Below are 22,185 nucleotides of genomic sequence, written 5' to 3'. Positions count from 1 at the left end.
TCCCAGTGATTGCACGGACGGTGATTGATTGCGTGCACACTAGTGCGCGAAACTAGGCTGGCGCAAAAGACCGGCCTGCGCGATCGGCCGGTCGGTTGCCACGGCCACCCGGGTTCGCGCAGAATGACGCGCGAAATACGGGTGTAACGAGCCGTATTGCGCACCGGTCGGCCCTGCGAGGAGTTTCCCATGGCGTACGTGGACGCGGAGATCGCGAGCCAACCCGACTGCTGGCGGGAGGCGGCCGACCTGGCCGGCGTCGTCCGTGGCGACCTGCCCCGCCCCGGCGAGCGGGTCGCCGTCGTCGGTTGCGGCACGTCGTGGTTCATGGCGATGGCGTACGCGGCCCGCCGCGAGCAGGCCGGCCAGGGCGAGACCGACGCGTTCCAGGCGTCCGAGTTCCCCGCCGGCCGCCGCTACGACCGGCTGATCGCGATCACCCGCTCCGGCACCACCACCGAGGTGCTGGAGCTGCTCACCGCGCTGCGCGGTCTGGTGCCCAGCACCGTCATCGTCGGCGACCCGGCGTCACCGGCGGTCGACCTGGCCAGCGCCGCGGTGACCATGCCCTTCGCCGACGAGCGGTCGGTGGTGCAGACCCGCTTCGCGACGACCGCGCTGGCCCTGCTCCGCGCCCACCTCGGCGACCCGGTGCCCGCTCTCGCCGCCGACGCGGAGGTGGCCGTCCGCGCCCCGCTGCCGATCGATCCGGCCACCATCGAGCAGGTCACCTTCCTCGGTCGCGGGTGGACGGTCGGGCTGGCCCAGGAGGCCGCGCTGAAGTGCCGCGAGGCGGCCACCTTCTGGGCCGAGGCGTACCCGGCGATGGACTACCGGCACGGTCCCATCTCGATCGCCGCGCCCGGCCGCCTGGTCTGGGCGTTCGGTGAGCTGCCCGACGGGCTGCCCGAGGACGTGGCCGCCACCGGCGCGGCCTTCGTGCACAGCCGCACGCACGGCTGCCGCACGGTGCTGGGCAGCTGGGCCGCCGGCCGTACCCCCGTCGACCCGATGGCCGACCTGATCCTCGCCCAGCGCTTCGCGGTGGCGCTGGCGACCAGCCGGGGCCTCGACCCGGACGCCCCCCGGCACCTGACCCGGTCGGTGGTGTTGGCGTGAGCGATGGCGACGCCGTGGCCACCGACCGTGTGGTCGTCGCGCTGGACGTCGGCGGCACCGGCATGAAGTGCGCCCTGGTCCGGCCGGACGGCGTCGTGGTCCGCTCCGAGCGGCACCCCACCGACGCCGCGCGCGGCCCGGCCGCCGTGGTCGGCACCATCCTGGACATCGCCGAAGCGCTGGCCGGCAAGGCCCGCGCCGACGGGCTCACCCCGGTCGCCCTCGGCATCGCCGTGCCCGGGGTCGTGGACGAGGCACGCGGCGTCGCGGTCTGGTCGGCGAACGTGGGCTTCCGGGACGTACCCCTGCGGGACCTGGCGGTGCGGCGGCTCGGCCTGCCCACGGCGCTCGGCCACGACGTGCGGGTCGGCGGCCTCGCCGAGGCCCGGCTCGGCGCCGGTCGCGGCACCGGGCACGTGCTCTTCGTGGCGATCGGCACCGGCATCGCCGCCGCGCACGTGGTCGACGGCACGGCCGCCGTCGGCGCGCACGGCGCCGCCGGCGAGATCGGCCACATCCTGGTACGTCCCGACGGCCCGCGCTGCGGCTGCGGACGGCCCGGCTGCCTGGAGGCGGTCGCCTCGGCCGCCGCGATCGGCCGCCGCTACGCCGAACTGGCCGGTGGGACCCCCGACGGCCCGGTGACGGCGGCGGAGGTGGCCGAGCGGGCCGCGGCCGGCGAGCCTCTCGCCGGCCGGGTCTGGCAGGAGGCGGTCGAGGCGCTCGCCGACGGGCTGGCCTCCGGGCAGGCGCTCTTCGACGTGGCGACGATCGTGCTCGGCGGCGGCCTGGCCCAGGCCGGGGACCGGCTGCTCGTCCCACTGCGGGCCGCGGTGCACGAACGGATGACCTTCCACCGGGAGCCGCGCCTGGTCGCGGCGGCCCTCGGCGACGAGGCCGGCTGCCTCGGCGCCGCCCTGCTCGCCCTGGACGCCGCGGGCGTCCTCGTCCCTCAGGAGAAGCGATGACCGTGCGGGTGAACGGCCGAGTGGTGACCCCGAACGGTGTCATCCGGCAGGGCTGCGTCGAGTGGGACGGCGACCGGATCACGGCGGTGGCCGAGTACCCGTCGGTGCGTGACGGGCACTGGATCCTGCCCGGCTTCGTCGACATGCACACGCACGGCGGCGGTGGGCACACCTTCACCACCGGCGACGCCGACCAGGCCCGCGCGGCGGCGGCCTTCCACCTCGGCCACGGCACCACCACCCTGCTCGCCAGCCTGGTCAGCGCGCCCTTCGCGCTGATGCGCGCGGCCACCGAGGCGTTCGCCCCGCTGGTCGACGAGGGTGTGCTGGCGGGCATCCACTTCGAGGGGCCGTACCTCTCCGCCGCCCGCTGCGGAGCGCAGAACCCGGAGTACCTGCGCGACCCGTCGACCGACGAGCTGGCCGAACTGATCGAGCTGGGCGGAGGCGCCATCCGGATGGTCACGCTCGCCCCCGAGCGGGACGGCGCCCTGGAGGCCATCAAGCTGCTCACCGCCCAGCGGGTGGTGGCCGCGGTGGGCCACACCGACGCCACGTACGACCAGACCCGCGCGGCGGTCGCCGCCGGTGCCAGCGTCGGCACCCACCTGTTCAACGGCATGCGGCCGGTGCACCACCGCGAGCCCGGCCCGGTGATCGCCCTGCTCGACGCACCCACCGTCGTCTGCGAGCTGGTGGCCGACGGGGTGCACCTGCACGACGGCACACTGACCTTCGCCACCGCGACCGCCGGCCCGGACCGGGCCGCGCTGATCACCGACGCGATGGCCGCCGCCGGCATGGCCGACGGGGAGTACGAGCTGGGCGGCCAGGCCGTCACGGTGGCCGACGGGGTGGCCCGGCTGGCCCGCGACGGCGCGATCGCCGGCAGCACCCTGACCATGGACGCCGCTCTGCGGCACGCCGTGGACGCGGGGATCCCGATCGCCGACGCGGCCCGGATGGTGGCCACCACCCCGGCCCGCGCCATCGGCCTGGGCGACCGGGTCGGCTCCGTTCAGGTCGGCCTCCGCGCCGACCTGGTGGTCCTCGACGATGACCTGAACGTGGTCCGGGTGCTACGCGCCGGCTCCTGGATGGAGTGACATCCGTTCGCTGGTTCGTGCCCGGCGGGTCCTGGGGCGCCGATCCCCGGCCGAGCACCGCGGCCTGACCGGCCTGGGTTGCACCCCGGGGCCCCTTTGGAGCTGAATCGCTTGTGACATCGCGCCGTCCGGCGGTGAGCTCCGGCGCCCGCAGGACGACTGGGGGTGCCGCAGTCCGAGCGGCGGGCCCGACCGGACGGCCACCGGCTGGACGGCGACGGCGCACGACCGACGGCTCGATAGGCCCCGACGGTTGACGAATGCGGTGCGCTGAATCGTTTGCGACATCAGCTCCAAAGGCAGCAGCCGCACCTACCCAGGGGGTCGGCAGGGCGGCGGGCGCAGGGCTCGCCGGCCCGGGTGGGCACCGCGACGCCCGGGTCAGCCGGCGGTGGGGACCTCGACGCCGAGCACGGCCTGCTCGTCGGGGCGGTGCACCAGCACGTCGGCCAGGTACGAGTGGACCGCGTGACGCATGCCGACGTCGCGGCCGGCCCGCTCGGAGAGCAGCCACTTGTGCTCGATGATCTGCGCGAACAACTCCTGCGGCTCCAGCTTGCGGCGCAGGTGTGCGGGAACGGCCCGGACCACCGGCTCGAAGACCTCGGTGAGCCAGCGGTGCGCCGCCTGCTGCTCGTCGGTCAGGTCGCTCTCGGCCCGGTACGCGTCCAGGTCGTTGAGCAGCTTGCGGGCCTGGTTCTCCTCGGCGTCCAGGCCGGTCAGCCGCAGCAACCGCCGGGTGTGGTAGCCGGCGTCGACCACCTTCGGCCGGATCAGGTAACGCCCGTTGTCGATGGTCGACATGGCCACCTCGGCCACGTCGAAGCCCAGGTCGTTGAGGCGGCGGATCCGGCCCTCGATGTCGTGCCGGGCCTCCCGCTCGACCGCCTGCTCGTAGGTGATCTCGTGCCAGAGGCGTTCGTAGCGCTGCACGACCTCCTCGCAGACCACCTCCGGGTCGATGGACTCGTGCAGCAGGCCGGCGGCCTGCAGGTCCAGCGCCTCACCGAAGATGTTGACCCGCGCGATCTCCAGGTCCTCGCCGCGCTGGCCGTTGGAGAGCGAGTTGTGCAACGCGCCCGTCTCGGCGTCCACCAGGTACGCGGCGAAGGCGCCGGCATCCCGTCGGAACAACGTGTTGGACAGCGAGCAGTCGCCCCAGAAGAAGCCGGTCAGGTGCATCCGCACGATCAACGCGGCCAGCGCGTCGAGCAGCCGGCTCATCGTCTCCGGTCGCAGGGTGTGCGAGAAGAGCGCCCGGTAGGGCAGCGAGAACTGCAGGTGCCGGGTGATCAGCACCGATTCGAGGGCTTCCCCGTCCTCGGTCTGCCGGTCGGCGACGACCGCCACCGCCTCGACCGACGGGAAGTCGATCCGCTCCAGGGCCCGGAGCAGGTCGTACTCCCGTTCGGCGATCCGCTCGCGGGTCTCCTTGAACGCGTAGACGTAGTCACCCAGCCGGACGAACCGGACGATGTGTCGGGAGATGCCCTGCGGCAGAGCCACCAGGTGCTGGGCAGGCCACTCCTCCAGCGGTGTCGACCAGGGCAGGTCGAGCAGCGCCGGGTCCACGAGGGCAGACGTGATCCGCACGGGCACAAGCATGACTGGTCGCCCCCCGCATCCGCCTCCCATCGTGGCTGGGCACACAGCGCCGGACATCCCGGCCTCGACCGGGGCCGGTAGCGTGGTCCCGTGCTCAAAGCCACGGCGGTACGACGTGACCTGCGGCTACGGCCGGTCCGGCCGGCCGGCTGGTGGTTCGATGCCCTGCTTCTGGCGGTCCTGGTCGGGCTGACCGTGGCGCTCGCCGCGGACCAGCTCTTCGGGCTGGACCGGGCGGTGGCGGACTGGGCCGACGGGCACCGGCCGGCAGTCGCGTACTGGGTGGCCCGGGTGCTGAACCTGCTCGGCCAGGGCACCCCGCTCACCCTGATCGCCGCCGGGCTGGGCGTGCTGCTGGCCGTCCGGCTCCGGTCGGTGCGTCCGATCCTGCCGGCCGTGGTCGGGTTCGTGCTGACCTATCTGACCATCGGCCCACTCAAGGTGTGGACCGCCCGGGCGGCGCCGAGCGCGAGCGTCAAGGAGCCCTTCCTGCCGCCCGAGCAGACGCTGCCGCTGTTCCACGACGACCTGCCCGTCCGTTTCGCCCAGTCCTACCCGTCGGGGCACGTCGCCAACGCGATCGTCTGGTACGGCGTCATCGCGCTGCTGCTCGCCCCGCTGGCGCGCAGCTTCGGCCGGCAACTGCCGGCCCGGCTGGTCACCGTGGTCCGGGTGGTGCCACCCCTGGTCGTGCTCACCACCACCACCTACCTGGGCTGGCACTGGTTGACCGACTCGGTGGCCGGGCTGCTGCTCGGGCTGTTGCTGGACCGGCTGCTGCACCGGATGCCGTGGGACGACCTGCCGCTACCCGGCCGGCTCCGTGAATGGGACCGGCCGTTCACCTCGTCCTCCTAGGGTGCGGCGTGTGAACCAACTGGCTCGGCGGCTCGGCGTACCCGATGCGGTGATCATCGGTCTGGGCTCGATGCTCGGCGCGGGCGTCTTCGTGGTCTTCGGCCCCGCCGCCGCGGCGGCCGGCGGTGCCGGCCTGCTGCCCGCCCTGGTGCTGGCCGGCTTCATCGCGTACTGCAACGCGACCAGTTCGGCCCGGCTGGCGGCCCGCTACCCGGAATCCGGCGGCACCTACGTCTACGGGCGCGAGCGCCTCGGGCCGTTCGCCGGCTTCCTCGCCGGCTGGGGCTTCGTGGTGGGCAAGACCGCGAGCTGCGCGGCGATGGCCCTGACCATCGGGGCGTACCTGTGGCCGGGTCAGGCCCGGCTGGTCGCGGTCGGCGCGGTGCTCGCGGTGACCGCTGTGAACCTGCGCGGCATCGGCAAGACGGCCACCGTGACCAGGGGCCTGGTCGCGCTGGTGCTCGCGGTGCTGGCCCTGGTCGCGGTCGTCGGCGTCGCCGGTGGCGACCTGGTCCTGGACCGGCTCGGCGACCCGGGTGGCTCCGGCCGGGGCGTGCTCACCGCCGCCGGGCTGCTCTTCTTCGCCTTCGCCGGGTACGCCCGGATCGCCACCCTCGGCGAGGAGGTCCGCGATCCGCAACGGACCATCCCCCGCGCCGTGCCGCTGGCGCTCGGCGTGGTGCTCGCGATCTACCTGGTGCTGGCCGTGGTCACGCTCGGCGTACTCGGCGCCGACCGGCTGGCCGGTTCCGCCGCGCCCCTGGTCGACGTGGTGACCGTCGCCGGGCAACCCGGCCTGGCCTGGGTGGTCCGCGCCGGGGCCACGATCGCGGTGATCGGGGTGCTGCTGTCCCTGGTCGCCGGGGTCGGCCGGACCACGCTGGCGATGGCCCGCCGCCGCGACCTGCCGGGCGCGCTGGCCGCCGTGCACCCGGTGTACCAGGTGCCGCACCGTGCCGAGGTGGCGGTGGCCGCCGTGGTGATCGTGGTGGTCCTGCTCGGCGACGTGCGGGACGCCATCGGCTTCTCCAGTTGCACGGTGCTCGTCTACTACGCGATCACCAACGCGGCGGCGCTGACACTGGGCCGGGAGTCGGGGCGGAGGCTACCGGTTCAGGTGCTCGCCGGGCTGGGGCTGGCCGGCTGCCTCCTGCTGGCGGTCAACCTGCCACTCGGCAGCGTCCTCGCGGGCTTCGGCGTGCTCGCCGTCGGCGCTGCCTGGCACCTCCTGCGGCAGCGGGCTCGGTGACGGCACCGGAGTCCGCACCGGATGAGCCGCGCCGGGAGCGGAGGCGGCGACCTCCCAGTCCGCCGGCACCGGCCTCGGCACCGTCGGCGGCTCACCGGGGACGGCCCCGGCCGGCCGGGGCACCGAGCCGGTACGGGCGGGCGGGGCGCACTGCCTGGTCAGCCAGTCCAACCCGCGCCGGCGGGCGACCACGGTGAGCCGGTCGCCCGCGAAGATCACCTGTCGGGGGTCGAGGTCCTTCCACCAGATGGTCCTGGCGCCGCCGGCCGGGGTCCGGGCGATCAGGCGGACCTGCCCGTCCCGGTTGACCACGTCGAGCGGCCGGCCGTCCAGCTCGGAGCCGGGGGCGACCGGCACCTCGGCGACCGGCAGCGCGTGCCGGTCGACGGGGATGGTGGTGATCACGGCGCGTTCGGTGAGGGCTCCGATGAAGGCCGGGGCCGCGAGGTAGGACACCGAGCGGGACACTCCGAGGGCGAAGGTCTCCTCCACCCGTTCGGCGAAGTCACCGTCGAAGAGCCGCAGCACCACCCGCAGGTCGTCGCGGAGGTCCCGGGCGGCCAACGCCGCCTCCAGGTTGGCCACGTCGTCGGTCGACGCCACCACCAGCGCCTGGCAGTTCGCCACGGACGCCGCGGCCAGGGTCTCGGGCAGCGCCGCGTCACCGACGATCAGCGGCACCTCCAACTGCCGGGCCAGGGTGGCGCCCCGCGGCTCCGGGTCCTTGTCGATCGCCACGACCTCGACGTCGTACTCGCGGAGCTGGGCCATCACCCGGGTGCCCACGTTGCCGAGGCCGACCACCACGAAGTGGCCCTCGCGGGAGGGCTGCAGCCGGCCGGTGTGCAGGGCCAGCCGCGCGTTGACGATGCCGTCCACCACGACCGCCGTGATCAGCGGGATCAGCGCCAACCCGGCCAGGTTGAGCACCACCTGCATGATCTGCGCGTCGGCCGCCTTCGCGGTGTCCGGGTCGGCGCCGCTGAGGGTCGTGACCAACGTCAGGTAGAGCGCCTCGGCCGGGGAGACGCCCTCGGCCCTCGAGATCAACGCGCCGAGCACCGCGATCACCGCGAGCACCAGCATCACCGCGATGCCGATCTTGCGGGTGGCGAAGCCGCGTACCGCGCGCAGCAGCACCGCCATCGGACGGCGCCGCCGACGCGCCCGGACCAGCCGGCGGGCGGCGACCTCCGTGCCCGGCGGCTGCCCGGTCGCCTCGGCCAGCACCAGGTCGGCGCCGGCCTGGTCGGCCGGCAACAGCTCCACCCCCTGCTGCTCGGTGAAGTGCGCCAACGCGCAGACCACGTCCTGCGGCCGGACGTCGCCGAGCCGGGCCACCCGCAGCGTCTTGTCCCGGTGCTGGAAGGAACTCGGGTCGACCTCGCCGAGCGCGGCGGCCACGAACGCCGGCGCGGCCATCTCGGCGTCGGAGAGGACCTCGACCGGCGCCTTGAGCAGCTTGCGCACGCCGTCGGCGAGCGTGCCGTTGAACATCCGCAGCACCTGACGGACCCGCTGGTCGACGGCCTGCGCGCAGAGCGCCGCATGCAGGTTGCCCACATCGTCCTGGTGCAGCAGGGCCAACCCCGTCGCACCGGCCAGCCCGGCGGCCTCGAAGGTCGCCACGTCCAGCCGGTCCGACCGGACCACCCGGACCCCGCGCAGCCCGGCCACGTCCGGCCCGTTGCTGCGGTAACGCTCCGGCACCACCACGGTCACCCGCGCCCCGCCGGCCGGCAGGTCGGATTCGAGCATCGCCCGGGCCACGTAGTAGGCGAGCGCATCCCGACCGCAGATCACGTAGTGGGGTCGCGGGTCACCGGCGGAGCGCAGCCGCCAGTTCCACTCGACCGCCCGTCGCGCCCGGTCCCGCCACGGCTCCGCCATGCCCGGATCGTAGTCAGCACCACCACGGTGGGCGACCCCGTCCGGATCATCCCCGGCCAGGCATGCCACCCCTGGCGGCGGGTAGAGCAGCGGCATGCAGACCTTCCTCCCGTACCCGGACTTCCTGGCCAGCGCCCGGACGCTGGACCAGAAGCGGCTGGGCAAGCAGCGGGTGGAGGCCATCCAGGTGCTGCGCGGGCTCACCCGGCCGGGGTACGGCTGGCGCAACCACCCGGCGGTGAAGATGTGGGCCGGGTACGAGGAGGCGCTGACCCGCTACGGGCTGGACATGTGCGCGGTCTGGACCGAGCCGGGGCGGGCCGACACCTGCGCCGCCACGATGACCGTCGACCTCGCCGCGGCCTGCGGAGCCGGCGTCGTGCGTACCCAGACCGAGCTGGCCGAGGCCGGCGAGCTGCCGCCCTGGCTGGGCCGCGACGACCTGCACCTGAGCCACCGGTCGTCGCTGCTGCGCAAGGACCCCGGGCACTACCGCCCGATCTTCGGCGACGACGTGCCGGAGGACCTGGAGTACGTCTGGCCCGCCTCCGACCGGGCCCGCCGCTGCCTACCGCCCGCCTGACCGGCCGGTGCGGCAGACTGGAGACTCCGTCAGTCCTGGGGAGATGCTCATGGCACTGTCGCAAGTGGTGGGGCGGCTCATCGGCGTACGCCAGCACCAGGTGGACCCGGGCGGCGGTGGCGCCGACCGCGTGCCGGGACCGGTCGCGGCGGTGGTGGTGGGTGGCGGCATCGCCGGCATGTCGGCGGCCGTGGTGCTGGCCGAGCGCGGCGTGGCGGTGACGGTGCTGGAGGCCGCGCCCACCCTCGGCGGCCGGCTGGGCGCCTGGCCGGAGACCCTCGCCGACGGCACCCAGCAGAACGAGCACGGCTTCCACGCGTTCTTCCGGCAGTACTACAACTGGCGGTCGATCCTGCGCCGGATCGACCCCGACCTGGGCTTCCTCACGGCGATCCCCGGCTACCCGATCCTCAGTGAACAGTGGCCGACCGAGGAGTTCGGCAAGCTGCCGCCCGCACCGCCGGCGAACCTGCTCGCGCTGCTGCTGCGCAGCCCCAGCCTGCGCCTGGCGGACCTGCGGTCGATGGACCGGGACGCCGCGCTGCCGCTGCTCACCTACGACCCGGTCCGCACCTACGCCGAGCTGGACGACCGCACCGCCGACGAGCTGCTGGCCTCGCTGCGGCTGCCGGACCGCGCCCGGGCGATGCTGTTCGAGGTCTTCTCACACTCGTTCTTCAACCACGAGGCGGAGATGTCGGCCGCCGAGATGGTCGCCCAGTTCCACTTCTACCTGCTCGGCAACCCGGAGGGGCTGGCCTTCGACTGCCCCGACGAGGACTACGGCACGGCCATCTGGGAGCCGCTGGCCCGGCACGTGGAGAAGCACGGCGGCACGGTGCTCACCGGGGCCGCCGCGACCGGGGTGCACCGTGACGGCGACGGCTGGCGGGTGACGACCGCTGACGGCGGCAGCCACCCGGCTGGCCACGTGGTGCTGGCCGTCGATCCACCGGCGCTCGCCGCGCTGGTCGGGGCATCCCCCGACCTGGTCGAGCACGCACCGGAGCTGGTCGCGCGGATGCCCGCCTTCGGCACGCCCGGGCCGCCGTACGCGGTGGCGCGGTACTGGTGCGACGGGGACGTGGCCGCCGACCGGGCGGTGTTCAGTGGGGTGTCGAGGCAGCCCACGCTGGATTCGGTGACGCTCTACCACCGGCTGGAGAACGAGCCACGGCGCTGGGCGCGACGGAACGGCGGGTCGGTCGTCGAGTTGCACGCGTACGCCTGTGAGCCGGGGTTGCCGCCGGAGGAGCTGGCCGAGCGGATGCGCCGCGAACTGGTGACGCTCTGGCCGGAGGCCGCCGGCCTGCGGGTGCGCGAGCTGCGGACTCGGGTGGAGGCGCAGGCACCGGCGTTCACCCCGGGCAGCCACGCCTGGCGACCGGGGGTACGCACCGACGCGAGCGGCCTCTACCTGGCCGGGGACGGGATCGCCACGGACTTCCCGAGCGCCCTGATGGAACGCTCCGCGGCGACCGGCATCATCGCCGCGAACCACATCCTGCGTGCCGAGGGTGGCGCGGCCGAGCCGGTGCGCTCGATCCGGCCTCGGGGCCTGCTCGCCGGGCGGGGCCGACCTCACCACGAAAAACCATCAAAACTGCCATAAGGGACAATCTGCTGCCGTACGCTCGGTTGATCATCCGTCGATCGACCGGGCGGGAGGCAGCGGGAGATGTCGCCACTGCACCGCGCCGGCGCGCAGAGCGGACCACCGGTCGAGGAGATCGGCCGGGACGACGCGTACCCCCTGATCCGCGACGAGCGCGCCTGCATCGTCACCGCCCTGCGGCTGGGCTGGTGGATGGCGGACGCGTACCACCACGGCCAGCACGCCGAACTCGGCCGGGCGGCCGACGCCCGTTCGCCCGGCCCACCGGCCAAGCTCTCCAACTTCACCGAGATGTCCGCGCCCCGGCGCATGCGGATGTACCTCGACGGAGTGGACGTCGCGCTGGGCCAGATCGCCGAGCTGACCCGGCACACCGGGCCACTGCCGGACACCTCGGCCTCCCGGGAACGACTACCCGACCTGGACCGACCCGGCCCCGCCGACCCGGGCCCGCTGCTGCTCGCCCTCGACGACCTCAACATGGAGGTCCTGCGCTGGGCGATGGCCACCAACCACCGGGTGGGTCTCGCCTACCGGCTCGGCCGGTCGCTGGCCGACACCGTCCGGTCCGGTGACGCCGCCCAACTGGCGCGGCGCTTCGGCGGGCGGCAGATCGAGATCAGCCGGTGGCTGGAGGAACTGGCCAGCGTCCTGCCGCCGTACTCCGCGGCGGTGGTGCGCCGCTCGCTGACCACCTGGGCGACCGCCGTGGAGAAGGCGGGCCGGGGCGACCCGACCGAACCCGTCCTCGCCGAGCTGGCCCGGGAGCTGCGCAACCAGGGCGACCTGTGGCGTGGCGTCCTCACCGGCGGCCTGCATCCGCGCGACCTGCTCGACGAGGAGGACTACGCGGTGGTCGCCCGCAACCTGATCATCCGGGACCGCCGGTTGGTGGCGCAGGCGGCCCGGGGCATCTTCTGGCCGGTGCTGGTGCCCCTGCTGGTGGTGCTCTTCGCGGTGGTCGGGGTGAGTGCCGCCGCGGCGTCCGGCTCGCCGGCGACCCGGGCCACCGTCGCCCTACTGGGACTCGGTGCCGGGCTGGCCGCCATCTGGCGGTCGGTCTCCGGGCCCGCTCTGGCGGTCGCCGGCGAGGTCAACCGGCCGCTGCTGGACAGCGAACTCGCCGCGCGGATGGCCGTGCGGGTGGACCGCCCGCTGGCCACCGCCCGGCAGACGGCCGGAACCACCGCCCGGAGGAGCCGTCAGCGCCGCCCGGACGAGCCGGACGGGCGATCGAAATACGTTGCCCACCTCTCCGGTGCGGACCTACCGTGAGCGCGCAAGGTCAACCACCGCCGCGGGAGCAGATCATGACGATGTCGCACGTCACCACCGTGCCATCTGCGCTGCCCGGAGACGGTTGCCGAGCGGAACGTCCCCGGGCGGGCCGGCCCGACTGACGCGTGTCCGTACGCGCCGAGCCGCCCGTCCGACAGCCGGACCGGGCGGCTCTTCGCTGTCCGGAGCAACTCGTCCGTCACTGCTCTGGAGGGAGATCCCGGTGGACGCCGTCCTCGTCATCAACGCCGACCTCGGCCCGCTGCACCGGGTCACCGTTCAGCACGCCGTCCGGATGCTCTGCCGCCGGGTGGCCGAGATCCACGAGGCGGAGCCGGACCAGGTGATCGGGGTCTTCCCGATGCCCCGGGTGGTGCGGCTCGTCCGCTACGTGGTCACCCGGTGGCGGTTCAGCTCCGGGCCGGCCTGGTCCCGGGCCGGGGTGTTGCGCCGCGACGACCGGTGCTGCGCCTACTGCGGCGGCTCGGCGTCCACCATCGACCACATCCTGCCCCGCTCGCGCGGCGGCCGGAACACCTGGCGTAACACCACCGCCGCCTGCTACGGCTGCAACCAGCGCAAGGGCGACCGCACGCCGGCCGAGGCGGGCATGCCGCTGCGCCGGGAGCCGGTGAACCCGGGCTGGGCGGCACTGGCCGGGCGGTGACGGACCGGCCGGCGGGAACGGGGGGCCGCGTCGGGGTACGCCCCGGCGTGGCACCCGCCGGCCCCCCGGTCAACCGGTGCGCTCCTTGACGTTCGGCTTCGGGCGCCCGTTGGCGCAGTGCACCCGGATCTCGCTGCGGTGCTCGGCGGAGGTCAACTCGACCCGGATCTGTTTCGCCGGGCCCTGGTCGTACGCCTCCGCCCGGTAGCCGGCGGCGGGCGTCACCGCCAGGACCTCGGCCGACCCCCCGAGGCAGCGAACGGTCACCGTCCCGCCCCGGGCGTCCACCGGCACGCCCGGTCCGGGAGTGGGAGCGGGCGGCGGGGCTCCGGTCGGGGCCGGCGCGGAGGTGCTGGTGGCCGGACTCGGGGAACGTGTACCCGCCGGACCCGTCGGTGGGCCGGTCGGCGCGACGGCGGGCGGGCGGGGAACGGCGGGCTCGATCGGCTCGGCGGGTTCGATCTGCTCGGCGGTACGTGGCAGCCCGACCGTGGTCGTGCCGTCCGGCCCGGTGCCGGTGCGGGGCGCGCCCGATTCCTGTCGTCGGCCGCCGGGGTCGCCGAGTGACCCGCCCATCGCCACCGCGGCGACCACCGCGCCGCCGACCGCCAGGACGGCTCGCCGTCGACGCCACGATTCCCGCCGCACGGCACCACCCACCGGTCCGGCCGACCGGGTGGTCGGCACGTCCGCGTTCTCACCGGGCGGCGGGCTCGGTCCGTCCACGCCGGCAACCGCCTCGGCCCGGACCTGGGCCGGCTCACGCGCGCCGCCGGTCACTTCGGCACCGGTCGCTTCGGCACCGGTCGCCGTCGATCCGCTCGCGACGGCGACCGCCTCGCCCGCCGTGAGCAGGATGCGGGCCGCCTCGGCGGCCGGCGGGCGGTCGGCAGGGTCGTGAGCCAGGCACCAGCGGTAGAGCCGCTGGATCTCAGGTGGCACCCCGTCGATCGCGGGCAGCGGGTCCGGCTCGACGTGCGCGTGTGCGCTCGGCATCCCGGTCGTCGCCTCGGTACGCCGGGGCAGCCGGCCGGTCAGCACCCGGTGCAGGAGCAGGCCGAGCGCGTACACGTCGCAGGCCGGCAGCACGTCGCCGGCTTCCAGCCGTTCGGGCGCGAGGTAGGCCGGTGTGCCCAGCAGCCGCCCCTCGAAGTCGATCTCCGAATCGCCGACGGCCGCCGCGATGCCGAAGTCGAGCACCTTGACGCCGGTGGGGGTGAGCATCACGTTGCCCGGTTTGATGTCCCGGTGCACCAGCCCTCGGGCGTGCGCGGCAGCCAGGGCGGCCGCCACCTCGGCGCAGACCCGCAGGCCCGCGCGGGGCGGCAGCGGCCCGGTCGCCAGCCGCTGTTCGAGGGTGTGGCCGCCGAGCAGTTCCATCACCACGAACGGAACGTGCGCGCCGTTGAACGACGACTCGCCGTAGTCGTAGACGCTGGTGACGTGCGGGTGCGACAGCCGCGCCGCCGCCTTGGCCTCGGCCCGGATCCGTTGCCTGGCGTTGACGTCCGAGGCGACGAGCACCTTCACCGCCACATCCCGTTCGAGCACCTCGTCGTACGCCCGGTGGACCGCGGACATGCCGCCGCTGCCGAGGCGCTCCAGGAGCCGGTAGCGGCCCGCAAGCAACTGATCACGCTGCACGACCGACAGCCTGCCGCACCACCACGGTCACGCGCCAACCGGGTATTGAACCGACCCGATACGGACCACCCGCTGACGAGGTCGTCCGCGACTGGATCAGTCGCCGGCCGGAGGCCGCCAGGCGAAGCGGGGCGGCCGCCGCTCGGCGATCGCCGCCACCCCCTCCCGGGCCTCGCCGCTGGTCGCCACCTTCCGGTGCCACCAGGCGATCCGGGCCGGGCCGGCCCGGTCGTCGACGATCTCCTTGGCGGCGGCGACACTCAGCGGCGACCGCTGGGCGATCGTCGCGGTGAGGTCGTCCACCCGCGCGTCGAGCTTGTCGCCGGGCAGCACCTCGTCGACCAGGCCGATCCGGAGCGCTCGCCCGGTGTCGATCAACTCGGCGGTGAACAGCAGGTGCTTGGCGGCGGACGGGCCGACCAGCCGGGCCAGCCGGCGGGTGGTCGGCGCCGGGTAGACCAGCCCGAGCCGGGCCGGCGGTACGCCGAACCGGGCGTCGTCGGCGGCGATCCGCAGGTCGCAGGCGACCGCGAGCTGGCAGCCACCCCCGACGCAGGCACCCCGGATGACCGCCACGGTCGGCTTGCTGAAGCCGGCCAGCCGCTCCTCGGCGGCCACCGCGATGCTGGCGTCACCGGCGTCCAGCAGCTCGGCCAGGTCGCCCAGGTCGGCGCCGGCGCAGAAGGCGTCGCCCGAACCGGTGAGCACCAGCGCGCGAATGTCGGGGTCGGGCTCCAACCGGTCGAGCAGCTCGGGGAGCTGGCGCCACATCGCCGCCGTCATGGCGTTGCGCCGAGCCGGGTTGTGGATGACCACGGTCGCCACCGGTCCGGTTACCTCGACGGTCAACTCCGCGTCCGACACGTCCACCCCTTTCCGCGTCACCTGTCCGACGCCGCCGATCTGGCCGGCCGGCGGCGTGCGCCGGTGCGGCGACCATAACGGCGCGGACCCGGCGACCACCGTCGAGGGGTGGCCGCCAGGTCCTGTCGGCGCTCGGTCAGGTCAGGAGACGGTGACCGCGGTGTCGTCGACCACGAAGGACGTCTGAAGCGAGGAGTCCTCGGTGCCGGTGAACCTCAGGCTGACGCTCTGGCCGGCGTACGCCGCCAGCGAGAAGGACTTCTGGCTGTAGCCGGTGGCCTTGTTCAGGTTCGAGTAGGTCGCCAGCGTGGCCAGCACCGTCCCGCCCGAGTTCAGCACCTGCACGCGCAGCGTGTCGTACGCGACGCTGGTGGTGGTCTCGGCGGAGTCGATGTGCAGCCAGAAGCTGACCGTGTAGGACGAGCAGCCCGACGGCAGGCTCACCGACTGGGCGAGCGTGTCGGTGCGGGTGGTGCCGTACCCGTTCAGCCACGCCTTGTACGACCCGGTGCGGGCGGCCTGGCCGCTGGAGTTGGTGATCACGCCGGAGCTGGCCGTCCAGCCGGTCGCGCCGGACTCGAAGCCCGGGTTGGCGAGCTTCTGGCCGGGCGCGGTGCAGCCGCCCCCGGTGCCGTTCACGGTCAGCTTGTACGTCGCGTTCCGGGTGACCGACCCGGCGCCGTTCACGGTGACCGAGTAGGTGCCGGGCGGGGTGCCGGCCGAGGTGCTGATGGTGAGGGTGGACGAGCCGCCCGAGGTCACCGAGGCGGGGCTGAACGCCGCGCTCGCCCCGCTCGGCAGGCCGGACGCGGAGAACGTCACCGTCTGCGCCGAACCGCTGGTGGTCGCGGTGGCCACGGTGGTGGAGGCCGAGCCGCCCGGGTTCACCGAGCCGGCGGTCGGCGAGAGCGACACCGAGAAGTCGTTGCCGGTCGAGCAGGGTGCGTCGTTGCCGGCCACGTTCACCGCGGTCCAGGCCGCCTGCACGGCCCGGTACTCGGTGGAGCAGCTGCCGTACAGGTCGGTGGCGGCCCGCAGGCTGTAGGCCCGGGCGGTGTTCGCCGGGTTGCTGGTGTTGACGTACGACGTGTTGGACGTGAAGTAGACGTCCAGCGCCCGGAACCAGATCCTCTCCGCCTTGGCCCGGCCGATGCCGGTCATCGCCGGTGCGGAGCCGCAGAGCGGCGAGGTGCCGTACGCGGTGGCGCCGGTGCCCTCGGCGAGGTTGAAGTAGAAGTGGTTGGCGACTCCGGAGGAGTAGTGCACGTCCTTGTTCTTGGTGCTGGTGGACCAGCAGGTGTCGGACGAGCCGTCCAGCGACGGGTTGTACATGTAGCGCAGCGGCGTGCCGTTGCCGTTGATGTTGATCTTCTCGCCGACCTGGTAGTCACCCGGGTCGGCCGAGGTGTTGGCGTAGAACTCGACCATGTTGCCGAAGATGTCGCTGGTGGCCTCGTTGAGGCCGCCGGACTCACCGGAGTAGGTCAGGCCGCCGGGGACCACGTTCTCGGTCACGCCGTGGCTCATCTCGTGCGCGGCCACGTCGAGCGAGACCAGCGGGCGGGAGTTGCCCGAGCCGTCGCCGTAGGTCATCCGGGAGCCGTCCCAGAAGGCGTTGACGTAGTTGTTGCCGTAGTGCACCCGGCTCGGCACGCCGGTGCCGTTGCCGAAGATGCCGTTGCGGGCGTGCGTGTTCTTGAAGTAGTCGAAGGTCTTGGCGGCGCCGAAGTGCGCGTCCACCGCGGCGGACTGCCGGTTGGAGGTGGCGCCGGTGCCCCAGGTGTTGTCCGCGTCGGTGAAGGTGGTGCAGCTCGACGTGCCGTTGTTCATGTCGCAGGTCGAGCCGTTGCCGTGCGACGGGTCGACCATGTGGTACGTGCTGCCGGAGAGCGTCGTGTCGACCGTGACCGCGCCGGAGTAGATGCTGTTGCCGGTGCCGTTCACCGCCTCGATCTCATCGTACGACCCCACGGCCGCGCCGGTGGTGGCGTCGGTGATCACGTGCAGCCGGGACGGGGTCTGCCCGTCGGGCTGCCAACCGCTGACCACGGTCTCCCAGGCCAGCCGGCCCTGGCCGGAGCTGGCGTCGACGAACAGTTCCGGGGCGCCGACGGCCTCGACCGTGCCGGTGAACCCTGCGCGGGCGGTCTTCTTCGCCGCCGCGGCGGCGACCTTGGCCGTGGTGCCCAGGGTCAGCGGCGCGGCCAGGCCGACGGAGCTGCCGGCGTAGGTGCCGCTGGGCGTGGTGTGGATGACGAAGTCACCGCCGTACACCCGCAGGCCCTGGTAGGTCCGGGTGTAGCGGGTGTGCGCCGCGCCGGTGGCATCCACCCTGGTGCTGTGCACCTGGTAGGACTCCGCGCTGGAACCCTGGACGGCGCCGGGGTTCGCTCGCAGGACGGTCGCCGCCCGGGCCGCGGCGGAGGCGTCCGGCGCGGGAGCGGTGGGTGGTGCCGCATGCGCCGAGGTGGCGACGCAGGTCAGCAGGCCGCTGGTGAGCAGCGCTGCGCTGACGGCGGCGAGTGGTCGTTTCACGTGCCCTCCTGAAAGGAGAAAGATTGTGACGGGGGTAGTCACGTATGTAGATATAACTATGTGTTGAGGAAAAGAGAAGCCTTGGACCGCTTGCAGACATCGACAGTGACCGTTCGGATGAGGGGTGTGACAAGGGAACCGACGAAACGAGCCGCGCGTCCGAGCGGCATGAGACCCGCCTCGACGACCGGCGTCATGATCGCCCTCCTGGCCGCCGCCCTGGCCGGCTGCACCGCCGCCGACCCGGCCGACAGCAGCCCGGACCGACCCCCCGCAACCGCCGGCCCGACCTCGACCGCCCCCACACCGCTGCCGACCACGGTGCCCACCACCCCGGGCGCCCCCGCCCCGACCGGACCCACGGCCACCGACGGCGCAACCGGGCGCGTCATGCTGTTCCGCTCCGGTGGGTTCGCCGGCCGCGGCGACGCCGTCACCGTCGAACCCGACGGCCGGTGGACGATGGTGGACCGGGCCGGCAGCCGACGGACCGGCCGGCTCGACCCCGCGGACCTCGGTCGGCTGCGGGGACTGGCCGCCGATCCCCGGCTGACCGCCGAGGCCCGCCGCCCGACCGCGTCGACCGGCTGCGCGGACGCGTTCAGCTACCGACTGACCGTCGGCACCGTCGAGACCGGGTACGTCGACTGCCCCGCCGACCCCGCCCCGCCACCGGCCACCCGGGCGCTGGTCGAGCTACTGCTCCGGGCCACCGGCTGACCGCCCGGGGCTCAGACCAGGTAGTCCGGGGACAGGCCGGTGCCGCGCAGCTCCGGCGGCAGGTGCGCCACGTCGTTGACGGCGACCAGGTTCGGCGGGCCGGCCGGGCCGTACCGGATGACGGTCAGCCCCGCGTTGTGCTGGTTCAAACCCAGCCACCGCCGCTCCGGCGCGTCGAGGGCGTGCCGGATCAGCCAGGCGATCAGGAAGCTGTGTGTCACGACCAGCTCACGAACCGGCTCGGCAGCAGCCACGCCCCCGGCTTCCGCGGCCACCGGGCCGGCGAACCGCCGTACCGCCTCCGCCGTCACCCGTGGCCCGTCGACCCGTTCGGCCGACGAGAACTGGGCCAGGAAATGGGCGTACGCCGGAGGCAGGCCGGCGGGCTCCGTGTCGTGGGGGAGGTGATCACCGGCCAGCGCCGTGGCGTACACCGGAACGCCGGGCAGTGACGCGGCGACCAGCTCGGCGGTCTCCGCGGCCCGGCGCAGCGGCCCGTGGTGCACGGCGGTGAACGGCCGGCCCCGCAGCCGCTCGCCGAGAAGCCTGGCCTGCCGCCGACCCCGCTCCGACAGGCCGGCCTCCGGCGACTCGGTCGCCGCGTCCTCCTGCTCGCCGTGCCGGGCCAGATACAGCAACCGGGTGATCATGTCCCTCAGCCCAGCACACGGGAGGCGCGGAGTCGACCCCGCGCCTCCCGGTCTGACGGCAGCCGGCTCAGTCCACCCGGCCGGACGCCGCCTGTGCGAAGGTGACCGACACCCACAGCCAACCGACCGTCACCGCCAGGCCGAACGCCACCATGACGGCCGGAGCCGGGCGGACCATCAGCGCCACCCAGGCCACCGCGAAGAAGGCCCCGGTCGCCAGGCTGAACCCGGCCCGACCTCGCGCCCCACACCGCGCGGCCCGGCGGCCGGCGACCACCGTCGCCACGATCAGCGAGACGAAGGCGACCGCCGCCACCAGGAAGTGCAGGCCGCCGTGCCAGCTGATCTGGCCGGCGCCCCGGGGCGTGCCGACGGGGAACCCGTCGGCCGGGTCGGCGCTGAAGATCGCCGCACCCACCAGGCCCAGCCCGTACAGGACGAGCAGCCGGGGCACCCACGCCGAACCGGTGTCGGTGGAGCGCCGGAGCGCCCCGGCGGCCAGCACGCAGAGCACTCCGGTGACCAGGAACGTGGTGATCTGAATCCAGCCCAGCTCACCGGTGCTCAACACGCTGGCCGGATGCCGCCGGAAGTCGAAGCCGTCCCTGGTCAGCCCCTGGAGCAGCGCCGAGCCGACGAAGATCGGACCGGCGAGCACGCCGCCGGCCAGCAGCGCACGGTCCAGGCCGGCGACGGCCGGTCGGACCCCGGGAAACGGAACCGCCTGGCTCATCGGTGGTCCCTCAGGCCCTGGGGAACATCTGGCCGATGCGGATCCGGTTGCCGAACGGGTCCCGGATGCCGAAGTCGATCCCGTACGGGCGCTCGGTCGGCTCGTCGGTGATCTCGACCCCCCTGGCCACCAGCTCCTCGTACGTCTTGTGGGCGTCGTCGGTGGTCATGAAGAGGGAGCCGCCCAGCGCCCCCTTGGTGAGCAACTCCCGGACCGTCGCCGCGGTGGCCGGGTCCATCGCCGGCGGGCCCGGCTTCTCCAACAGGATCTCGCGCTCCGGGTCGCCGGGCAGGTTGACCGTCAGCCACCGCATGAAGCCGAGGTCCTGGTCGGTGTTGAGTTCCATGCCGAGCTTGTTCACGTAGAAGTCGAGCGCCTCGTCCTGGTCGAGGACGTAGATCTGAGAGCGGCTGATCGCGTTCATCGTCATGGCAGTCACGCTAGACGTGGCCTCTGACCTGCTGCTTATCCAAAACTGACCTGTTGCTATCCAAAACTGCTGGGTCGGGTCCAGGCTTTGGTGAAACAGGACGGCACGTTGGTCGGCGTCCCGCGCCGACGGAAGTCCGAGGGTGACTCGCCGACGATCTGCCGGAACGTCCGGCTGAACGTGCCGAGGCTGCTGAAGCCGACCGCGAAGCAGATGTCGGTGACGTCCCGCCGGGTCTCCACCAGCAGCGACATGGCCCGCTCGACCCGTCGACGTTGCAGGTAGCGGTGCGGGGTCTCACCGAAGGTGGCCCGGAAGGTCCGGATGAAGTGCGCCTCGGAGACATGGGCGATCCGGGCCAGCGCCGGAATGTCCAGCGGCTCGGCGTACGCGCGGTCCATCGCGTCGCGGGCACGCAGCATCGCCCGGTTCGACTCCTCCACCGCGCGACTCATCAGCTCGCGTCACACCCGATCCGCTGGACGACACCGTCGCGGGCGGGTGCCCGCGCTCGTGCTGCCGCCCAGCATACGGCCGGTGCCCGCCGCCGCCGCTCGCCCGCGGTCCGGGGGCTGGTCAGCCGCCGGACGGGGGCAGGACCGACGTCTGGGTGACGTCCTGTGCCCGCAACTTCCCGTACACGGTCTCGGACGTGAAGCCACCGATGAATCCGATGGCCAACACGAAGAACACGAGCTGCCGCGCGCTGCCGTCGGCCAGCAGATCCGGGTTGGTGGAGAGCTGGGCCGCGACGAACAGGAGGAACGCGATGACGCCGGCCGCCGAACCCACCGCCGCCGCTCGCAGCCAGTTGCCGCTGCCGTCGTAGGCGTTGCGGACGACGGCCCCCCAGGCCGACGCCAGCAGCGGAGCCGCCACCAGCACCGAGATGGCCTGCCAACCGCCGGTGGGCGCGGCATGGGCCAGAGGGATCGTCGCGACGGCGAGAACGAGCAGGACCAACGCCGTGACCAGGCCGGCCACCGTGCGCCGACGGGTGGTGCGCTCGGCCTGTCGGGCGGCCTGTTCCTGCACCCGGTGGCGCTCGACCTGGGTTCGGAGCGCTGTGACGATCGACTGGGCGGCGCCCGGCTGCCACGGCCGGGCCAGCAGCGCCACCTCCTCTTCGGTGGCGACGTTGCGCTCACCGTTGAGCCGGTGCCAGACCTTCTCGGCACCACCACCGAACGCCGCCACCGGGGCGATCGGGACCCGCCGGGACAGGCCGAGGAGCCCGGCGATGAACGTGGACCGCCCGCCGCCCACCAACAGCAGGGCGTCGGCCGTCAGCAACGACCGGTAGAAGGCGACCTCCCAGTCGTCGGTCGACTCGGGCACGACCGTGAAGACCGACGGGTTCTGGTGGGCTTCCTCGAAGCCGACGTCCTTGCCGTACCGCCCGCGAACCAGGATCGAACCGCGCTCGGCCCGACCGGAGCCCACGTACCCCCGCACGATGTCGCACTCCAGGTACCTCGGGTCGCTGGAGTAGACGACGATGTGGCACCCCTGTGCGGCGAGTTCCGCTCCCAGCTCCACCGCCGCGGCCGCCGCAGCCTCCGGATCACGCACGGCGGGCGAGTAGGCGCGGTCCACCTGGGCGCTCCCGATGATCGCGACGACCGGGTTCATGCGACTCCTTCGCGGTCGGTGATACCGGCACTATAGGAG

Annotated in this window: 19 protein-coding genes and 1 pseudogene; 10 read left to right on the top strand and 10 right to left on the bottom strand. The window is 73.7% G+C overall.

The annotated features are described in order from the left end of the window. Nucleotides 1–189 precede the first annotated feature (189 nt). The 3 genes from ACTWLT_RS01120 to nagA are packed head-to-tail and all read left to right on the top strand — an operon-like array spanning nt 190 to nt 3,193. Nucleotides 190–1,119, top strand: coding sequence for an SIS domain-containing protein (locus ACTWLT_RS01120; RefSeq protein WP_252417258.1), 930 nt, complete (start codon nt 190–192; stop codon nt 1,117–1,119). Continuing rightward, complete coding sequence (locus ACTWLT_RS01115) at nt 1,116–2,087, top strand: ROK family protein (protein WP_445316769.1); 972 nt, start codon at nt 1,116–1,118, stop codon at nt 2,085–2,087. The genes ACTWLT_RS01120 and ACTWLT_RS01115 overlap by 4 nt, the downstream gene beginning before the upstream one ends. Beyond that, on the top strand, nt 2,084–3,193 hold the full coding sequence (gene nagA / locus ACTWLT_RS01110; protein WP_445316768.1) for an N-acetylglucosamine-6-phosphate deacetylase: 1,110 nt from the start codon (nt 2,084–2,086) through the stop codon (nt 3,191–3,193). The genes ACTWLT_RS01115 and nagA overlap by 4 nt, the downstream gene beginning before the upstream one ends. A 381-nt stretch (nt 3,194–3,574) precedes the next feature. Here the strand turns inward: nagA and ACTWLT_RS01105 are convergent, their stop codons facing one another. Next, on the bottom strand, nt 3,575–4,786 hold the full coding sequence (locus tag ACTWLT_RS01105; RefSeq protein WP_374558480.1) for a DUF4032 domain-containing protein: 1,212 nt from the start codon (nt 4,784–4,786) through the stop codon (nt 3,575–3,577). 132 nt (nt 4,787–4,918) lie between these two features. Here ACTWLT_RS01105 and ACTWLT_RS01100 point away from each other — a divergent pair, with 132 nt between their 5' ends. Beyond that, nucleotides 4,919–5,656: a phosphatase PAP2 family protein gene (locus ACTWLT_RS01100; RefSeq protein ID WP_445317036.1), complete on the top strand. Its 738-nt coding sequence runs from the start codon at nt 4,919–4,921 to the stop codon at nt 5,654–5,656. Nucleotides 5,657–5,666: 10 nt separating this feature from the next. Continuing rightward, nucleotides 5,667–6,905, top strand: a complete 1,239-nt coding sequence (locus tag ACTWLT_RS01095; RefSeq protein WP_445316767.1) for an APC family permease — start codon at nt 5,667–5,669, stop codon at nt 6,903–6,905. Here ACTWLT_RS01095 and ACTWLT_RS01090 read toward each other — a convergent pair. Then, a pseudogene (locus ACTWLT_RS01090) lies at nt 6,828–8,795 on the bottom strand (potassium channel family protein); the annotation flags it as partial. The gene ACTWLT_RS01095 and the pseudogene ACTWLT_RS01090 overlap by 78 nt on opposite strands. Nucleotides 8,796–8,889: 94 nt before the next feature. Between ACTWLT_RS01090 and ACTWLT_RS01085 the strand changes: the two are divergent. From ACTWLT_RS01085 to ACTWLT_RS01070, 4 genes are all read left to right on the top strand, one after another. Next, on the top strand, nt 8,890–9,378 hold the full coding sequence (locus ACTWLT_RS01085; RefSeq protein ID WP_445316766.1) for an MSMEG_6728 family protein: 489 nt from the start codon (nt 8,890–8,892) through the stop codon (nt 9,376–9,378). Between the two features lie 49 nt (nt 9,379–9,427). Next, the gene (locus tag ACTWLT_RS01080; protein ID WP_445316765.1) at nt 9,428–10,990 is read left to right on the top strand and encodes an FAD-dependent oxidoreductase; all 1,563 of its coding nucleotides are present in this window, start codon (nt 9,428–9,430) and stop codon (nt 10,988–10,990) included. 66 nt (nt 10,991–11,056) lie between these two features. Then, nucleotides 11,057–12,268 (top strand): hypothetical protein, encoded by a 1,212-nt coding sequence (locus tag ACTWLT_RS01075; RefSeq protein ID WP_445316764.1) that lies wholly within the window; start codon nt 11,057–11,059, stop codon nt 12,266–12,268. A gap of 226 nt (nt 12,269–12,494) precedes the next feature. After that, nucleotides 12,495–12,938, top strand: coding sequence for an HNH endonuclease (locus tag ACTWLT_RS01070; RefSeq protein ID WP_252417264.1), 444 nt, complete (start codon nt 12,495–12,497; stop codon nt 12,936–12,938). Between the two features lie 69 nt (nt 12,939–13,007). Here the strand turns inward: ACTWLT_RS01070 and ACTWLT_RS01065 are convergent, their stop codons facing one another. From ACTWLT_RS01065 to ACTWLT_RS01055, 3 genes are all read right to left on the bottom strand, one after another. Next, a complete protein-coding gene (locus tag ACTWLT_RS01065; protein WP_445316763.1) occupies nt 13,008–14,582 on the bottom strand; it encodes a serine/threonine-protein kinase in 1,575 nt (524 codons plus the stop codon). A 96-nt stretch (nt 14,583–14,678) separates the two neighbouring features. Beyond that, a complete protein-coding gene (locus ACTWLT_RS01060; protein WP_445317035.1) occupies nt 14,679–15,452 on the bottom strand; it encodes an enoyl-CoA hydratase/isomerase family protein in 774 nt (257 codons plus the stop codon). Nucleotides 15,453–15,587: 135 nt separating this feature from the next. After that, nucleotides 15,588–17,981, bottom strand: a complete 2,394-nt coding sequence (locus tag ACTWLT_RS01055) for a M4 family metallopeptidase (protein ID WP_445316762.1) — start codon at nt 17,979–17,981, stop codon at nt 15,588–15,590. A gap of 195 nt (nt 17,982–18,176) precedes the next feature. Between ACTWLT_RS01055 and ACTWLT_RS01050 the strand changes: the two genes are divergently transcribed. Then, nucleotides 18,177–18,701 carry a protealysin inhibitor emfourin gene (locus tag ACTWLT_RS01050; RefSeq protein ID WP_445316761.1) on the top strand — a complete coding sequence of 175 codons (525 nt, stop codon included), beginning with the start codon at nt 18,177–18,179 and terminating at the stop codon, nt 18,699–18,701. A gap of 11 nt (nt 18,702–18,712) precedes the next feature. Here ACTWLT_RS01050 and ACTWLT_RS01045 read toward each other — a convergent pair whose 3' ends face one another. The 5 genes from ACTWLT_RS01045 to ACTWLT_RS01025 all read right to left on the bottom strand — a co-directional run bounded on the left by ACTWLT_RS01045 (nt 18,713) and on the right by ACTWLT_RS01025 (nt 22,146). Next, the gene (locus tag ACTWLT_RS01045) at nt 18,713–19,351 is read right to left on the bottom strand and encodes a histidine phosphatase family protein (protein ID WP_445316760.1); all 639 of its coding nucleotides are present in this window, start codon (nt 19,349–19,351) and stop codon (nt 18,713–18,715) included. Nucleotides 19,352–19,418: 67 nt separating this feature from the next. Beyond that, the gene (locus tag ACTWLT_RS01040; protein ID WP_445316759.1) at nt 19,419–20,084 is read right to left on the bottom strand and encodes a DUF998 domain-containing protein; all 666 of its coding nucleotides are present in this window, start codon (nt 20,082–20,084) and stop codon (nt 19,419–19,421) included. 10 nt (nt 20,085–20,094) lie between these two features. After that, on the bottom strand, nt 20,095–20,514 hold the full coding sequence (locus ACTWLT_RS01035) for a VOC family protein (RefSeq protein ID WP_252417271.1): 420 nt from the start codon (nt 20,512–20,514) through the stop codon (nt 20,095–20,097). 56 nt (nt 20,515–20,570) lie between these two features. After that, a complete protein-coding gene (locus tag ACTWLT_RS01030; protein ID WP_252417272.1) occupies nt 20,571–20,969 on the bottom strand; it encodes a helix-turn-helix domain-containing protein in 399 nt (132 codons plus the stop codon). 121 nt (nt 20,970–21,090) lie between these two features. Beyond that, the gene (locus ACTWLT_RS01025) at nt 21,091–22,146 is read right to left on the bottom strand and encodes a hypothetical protein (protein WP_445316758.1); all 1,056 of its coding nucleotides are present in this window, start codon (nt 22,144–22,146) and stop codon (nt 21,091–21,093) included. Nucleotides 22,147–22,185: the final 39 nt, after the last annotated feature.

It is taken from the genome of Micromonospora yongxingensis (assembly GCF_052601155.1).
Note: the sequence above shows the minus strand (reverse complement) of the source record. Positions and strands in the feature narration are given on the sequence as shown.

Bases quoted from the DNA above. Each gene is read 5' to 3' on its own strand.
- ACTWLT_RS01120 (WP_252417258.1), top strand. From the start codon at position 190: ATGGCGTACGTGGACGCGGAGATCGCGAGCCAACCCGACTGCTGGCGG.
- nagA (WP_445316768.1), top strand. From the start codon at position 2,084: ATGACCGTGCGGGTGAACGGCCGAGTGGTGACCCCGAACGGTGTCATC.
- ACTWLT_RS01085 (WP_445316766.1), top strand. From the start codon at position 8,890: ATGCAGACCTTCCTCCCGTACCCGGACTTCCTGGCCAGCGCCCGGACG.
- ACTWLT_RS01080 (WP_445316765.1), top strand. From the start codon at position 9,428: ATGGCACTGTCGCAAGTGGTGGGGCGGCTCATCGGCGTACGCCAGCAC.
- ACTWLT_RS01075 (WP_445316764.1), top strand. From the start codon at position 11,057: ATGTCGCCACTGCACCGCGCCGGCGCGCAGAGCGGACCACCGGTCGAG.
- ACTWLT_RS01050 (WP_445316761.1), top strand. From the start codon at position 18,177: ATGATCGCCCTCCTGGCCGCCGCCCTGGCCGGCTGCACCGCCGCCGAC.
- ACTWLT_RS01045 (WP_445316760.1), bottom strand. From the start codon at position 19,351: ATGATCACCCGGTTGCTGTATCTGGCCCGGCACGGCGAGCAGGAGGAC.
- ACTWLT_RS01040 (WP_445316759.1), bottom strand. From the start codon at position 20,084: ATGAGCCAGGCGGTTCCGTTTCCCGGGGTCCGACCGGCCGTCGCCGGC.
- ACTWLT_RS01035 (WP_252417271.1), bottom strand. From the start codon at position 20,514: ATGACGATGAACGCGATCAGCCGCTCTCAGATCTACGTCCTCGACCAG.
- ACTWLT_RS01030 (WP_252417272.1), bottom strand. From the start codon at position 20,969: ATGAGTCGCGCGGTGGAGGAGTCGAACCGGGCGATGCTGCGTGCCCGC.
- ACTWLT_RS01025 (WP_445316758.1), bottom strand. From the start codon at position 22,146: ATGAACCCGGTCGTCGCGATCATCGGGAGCGCCCAGGTGGACCGCGCC.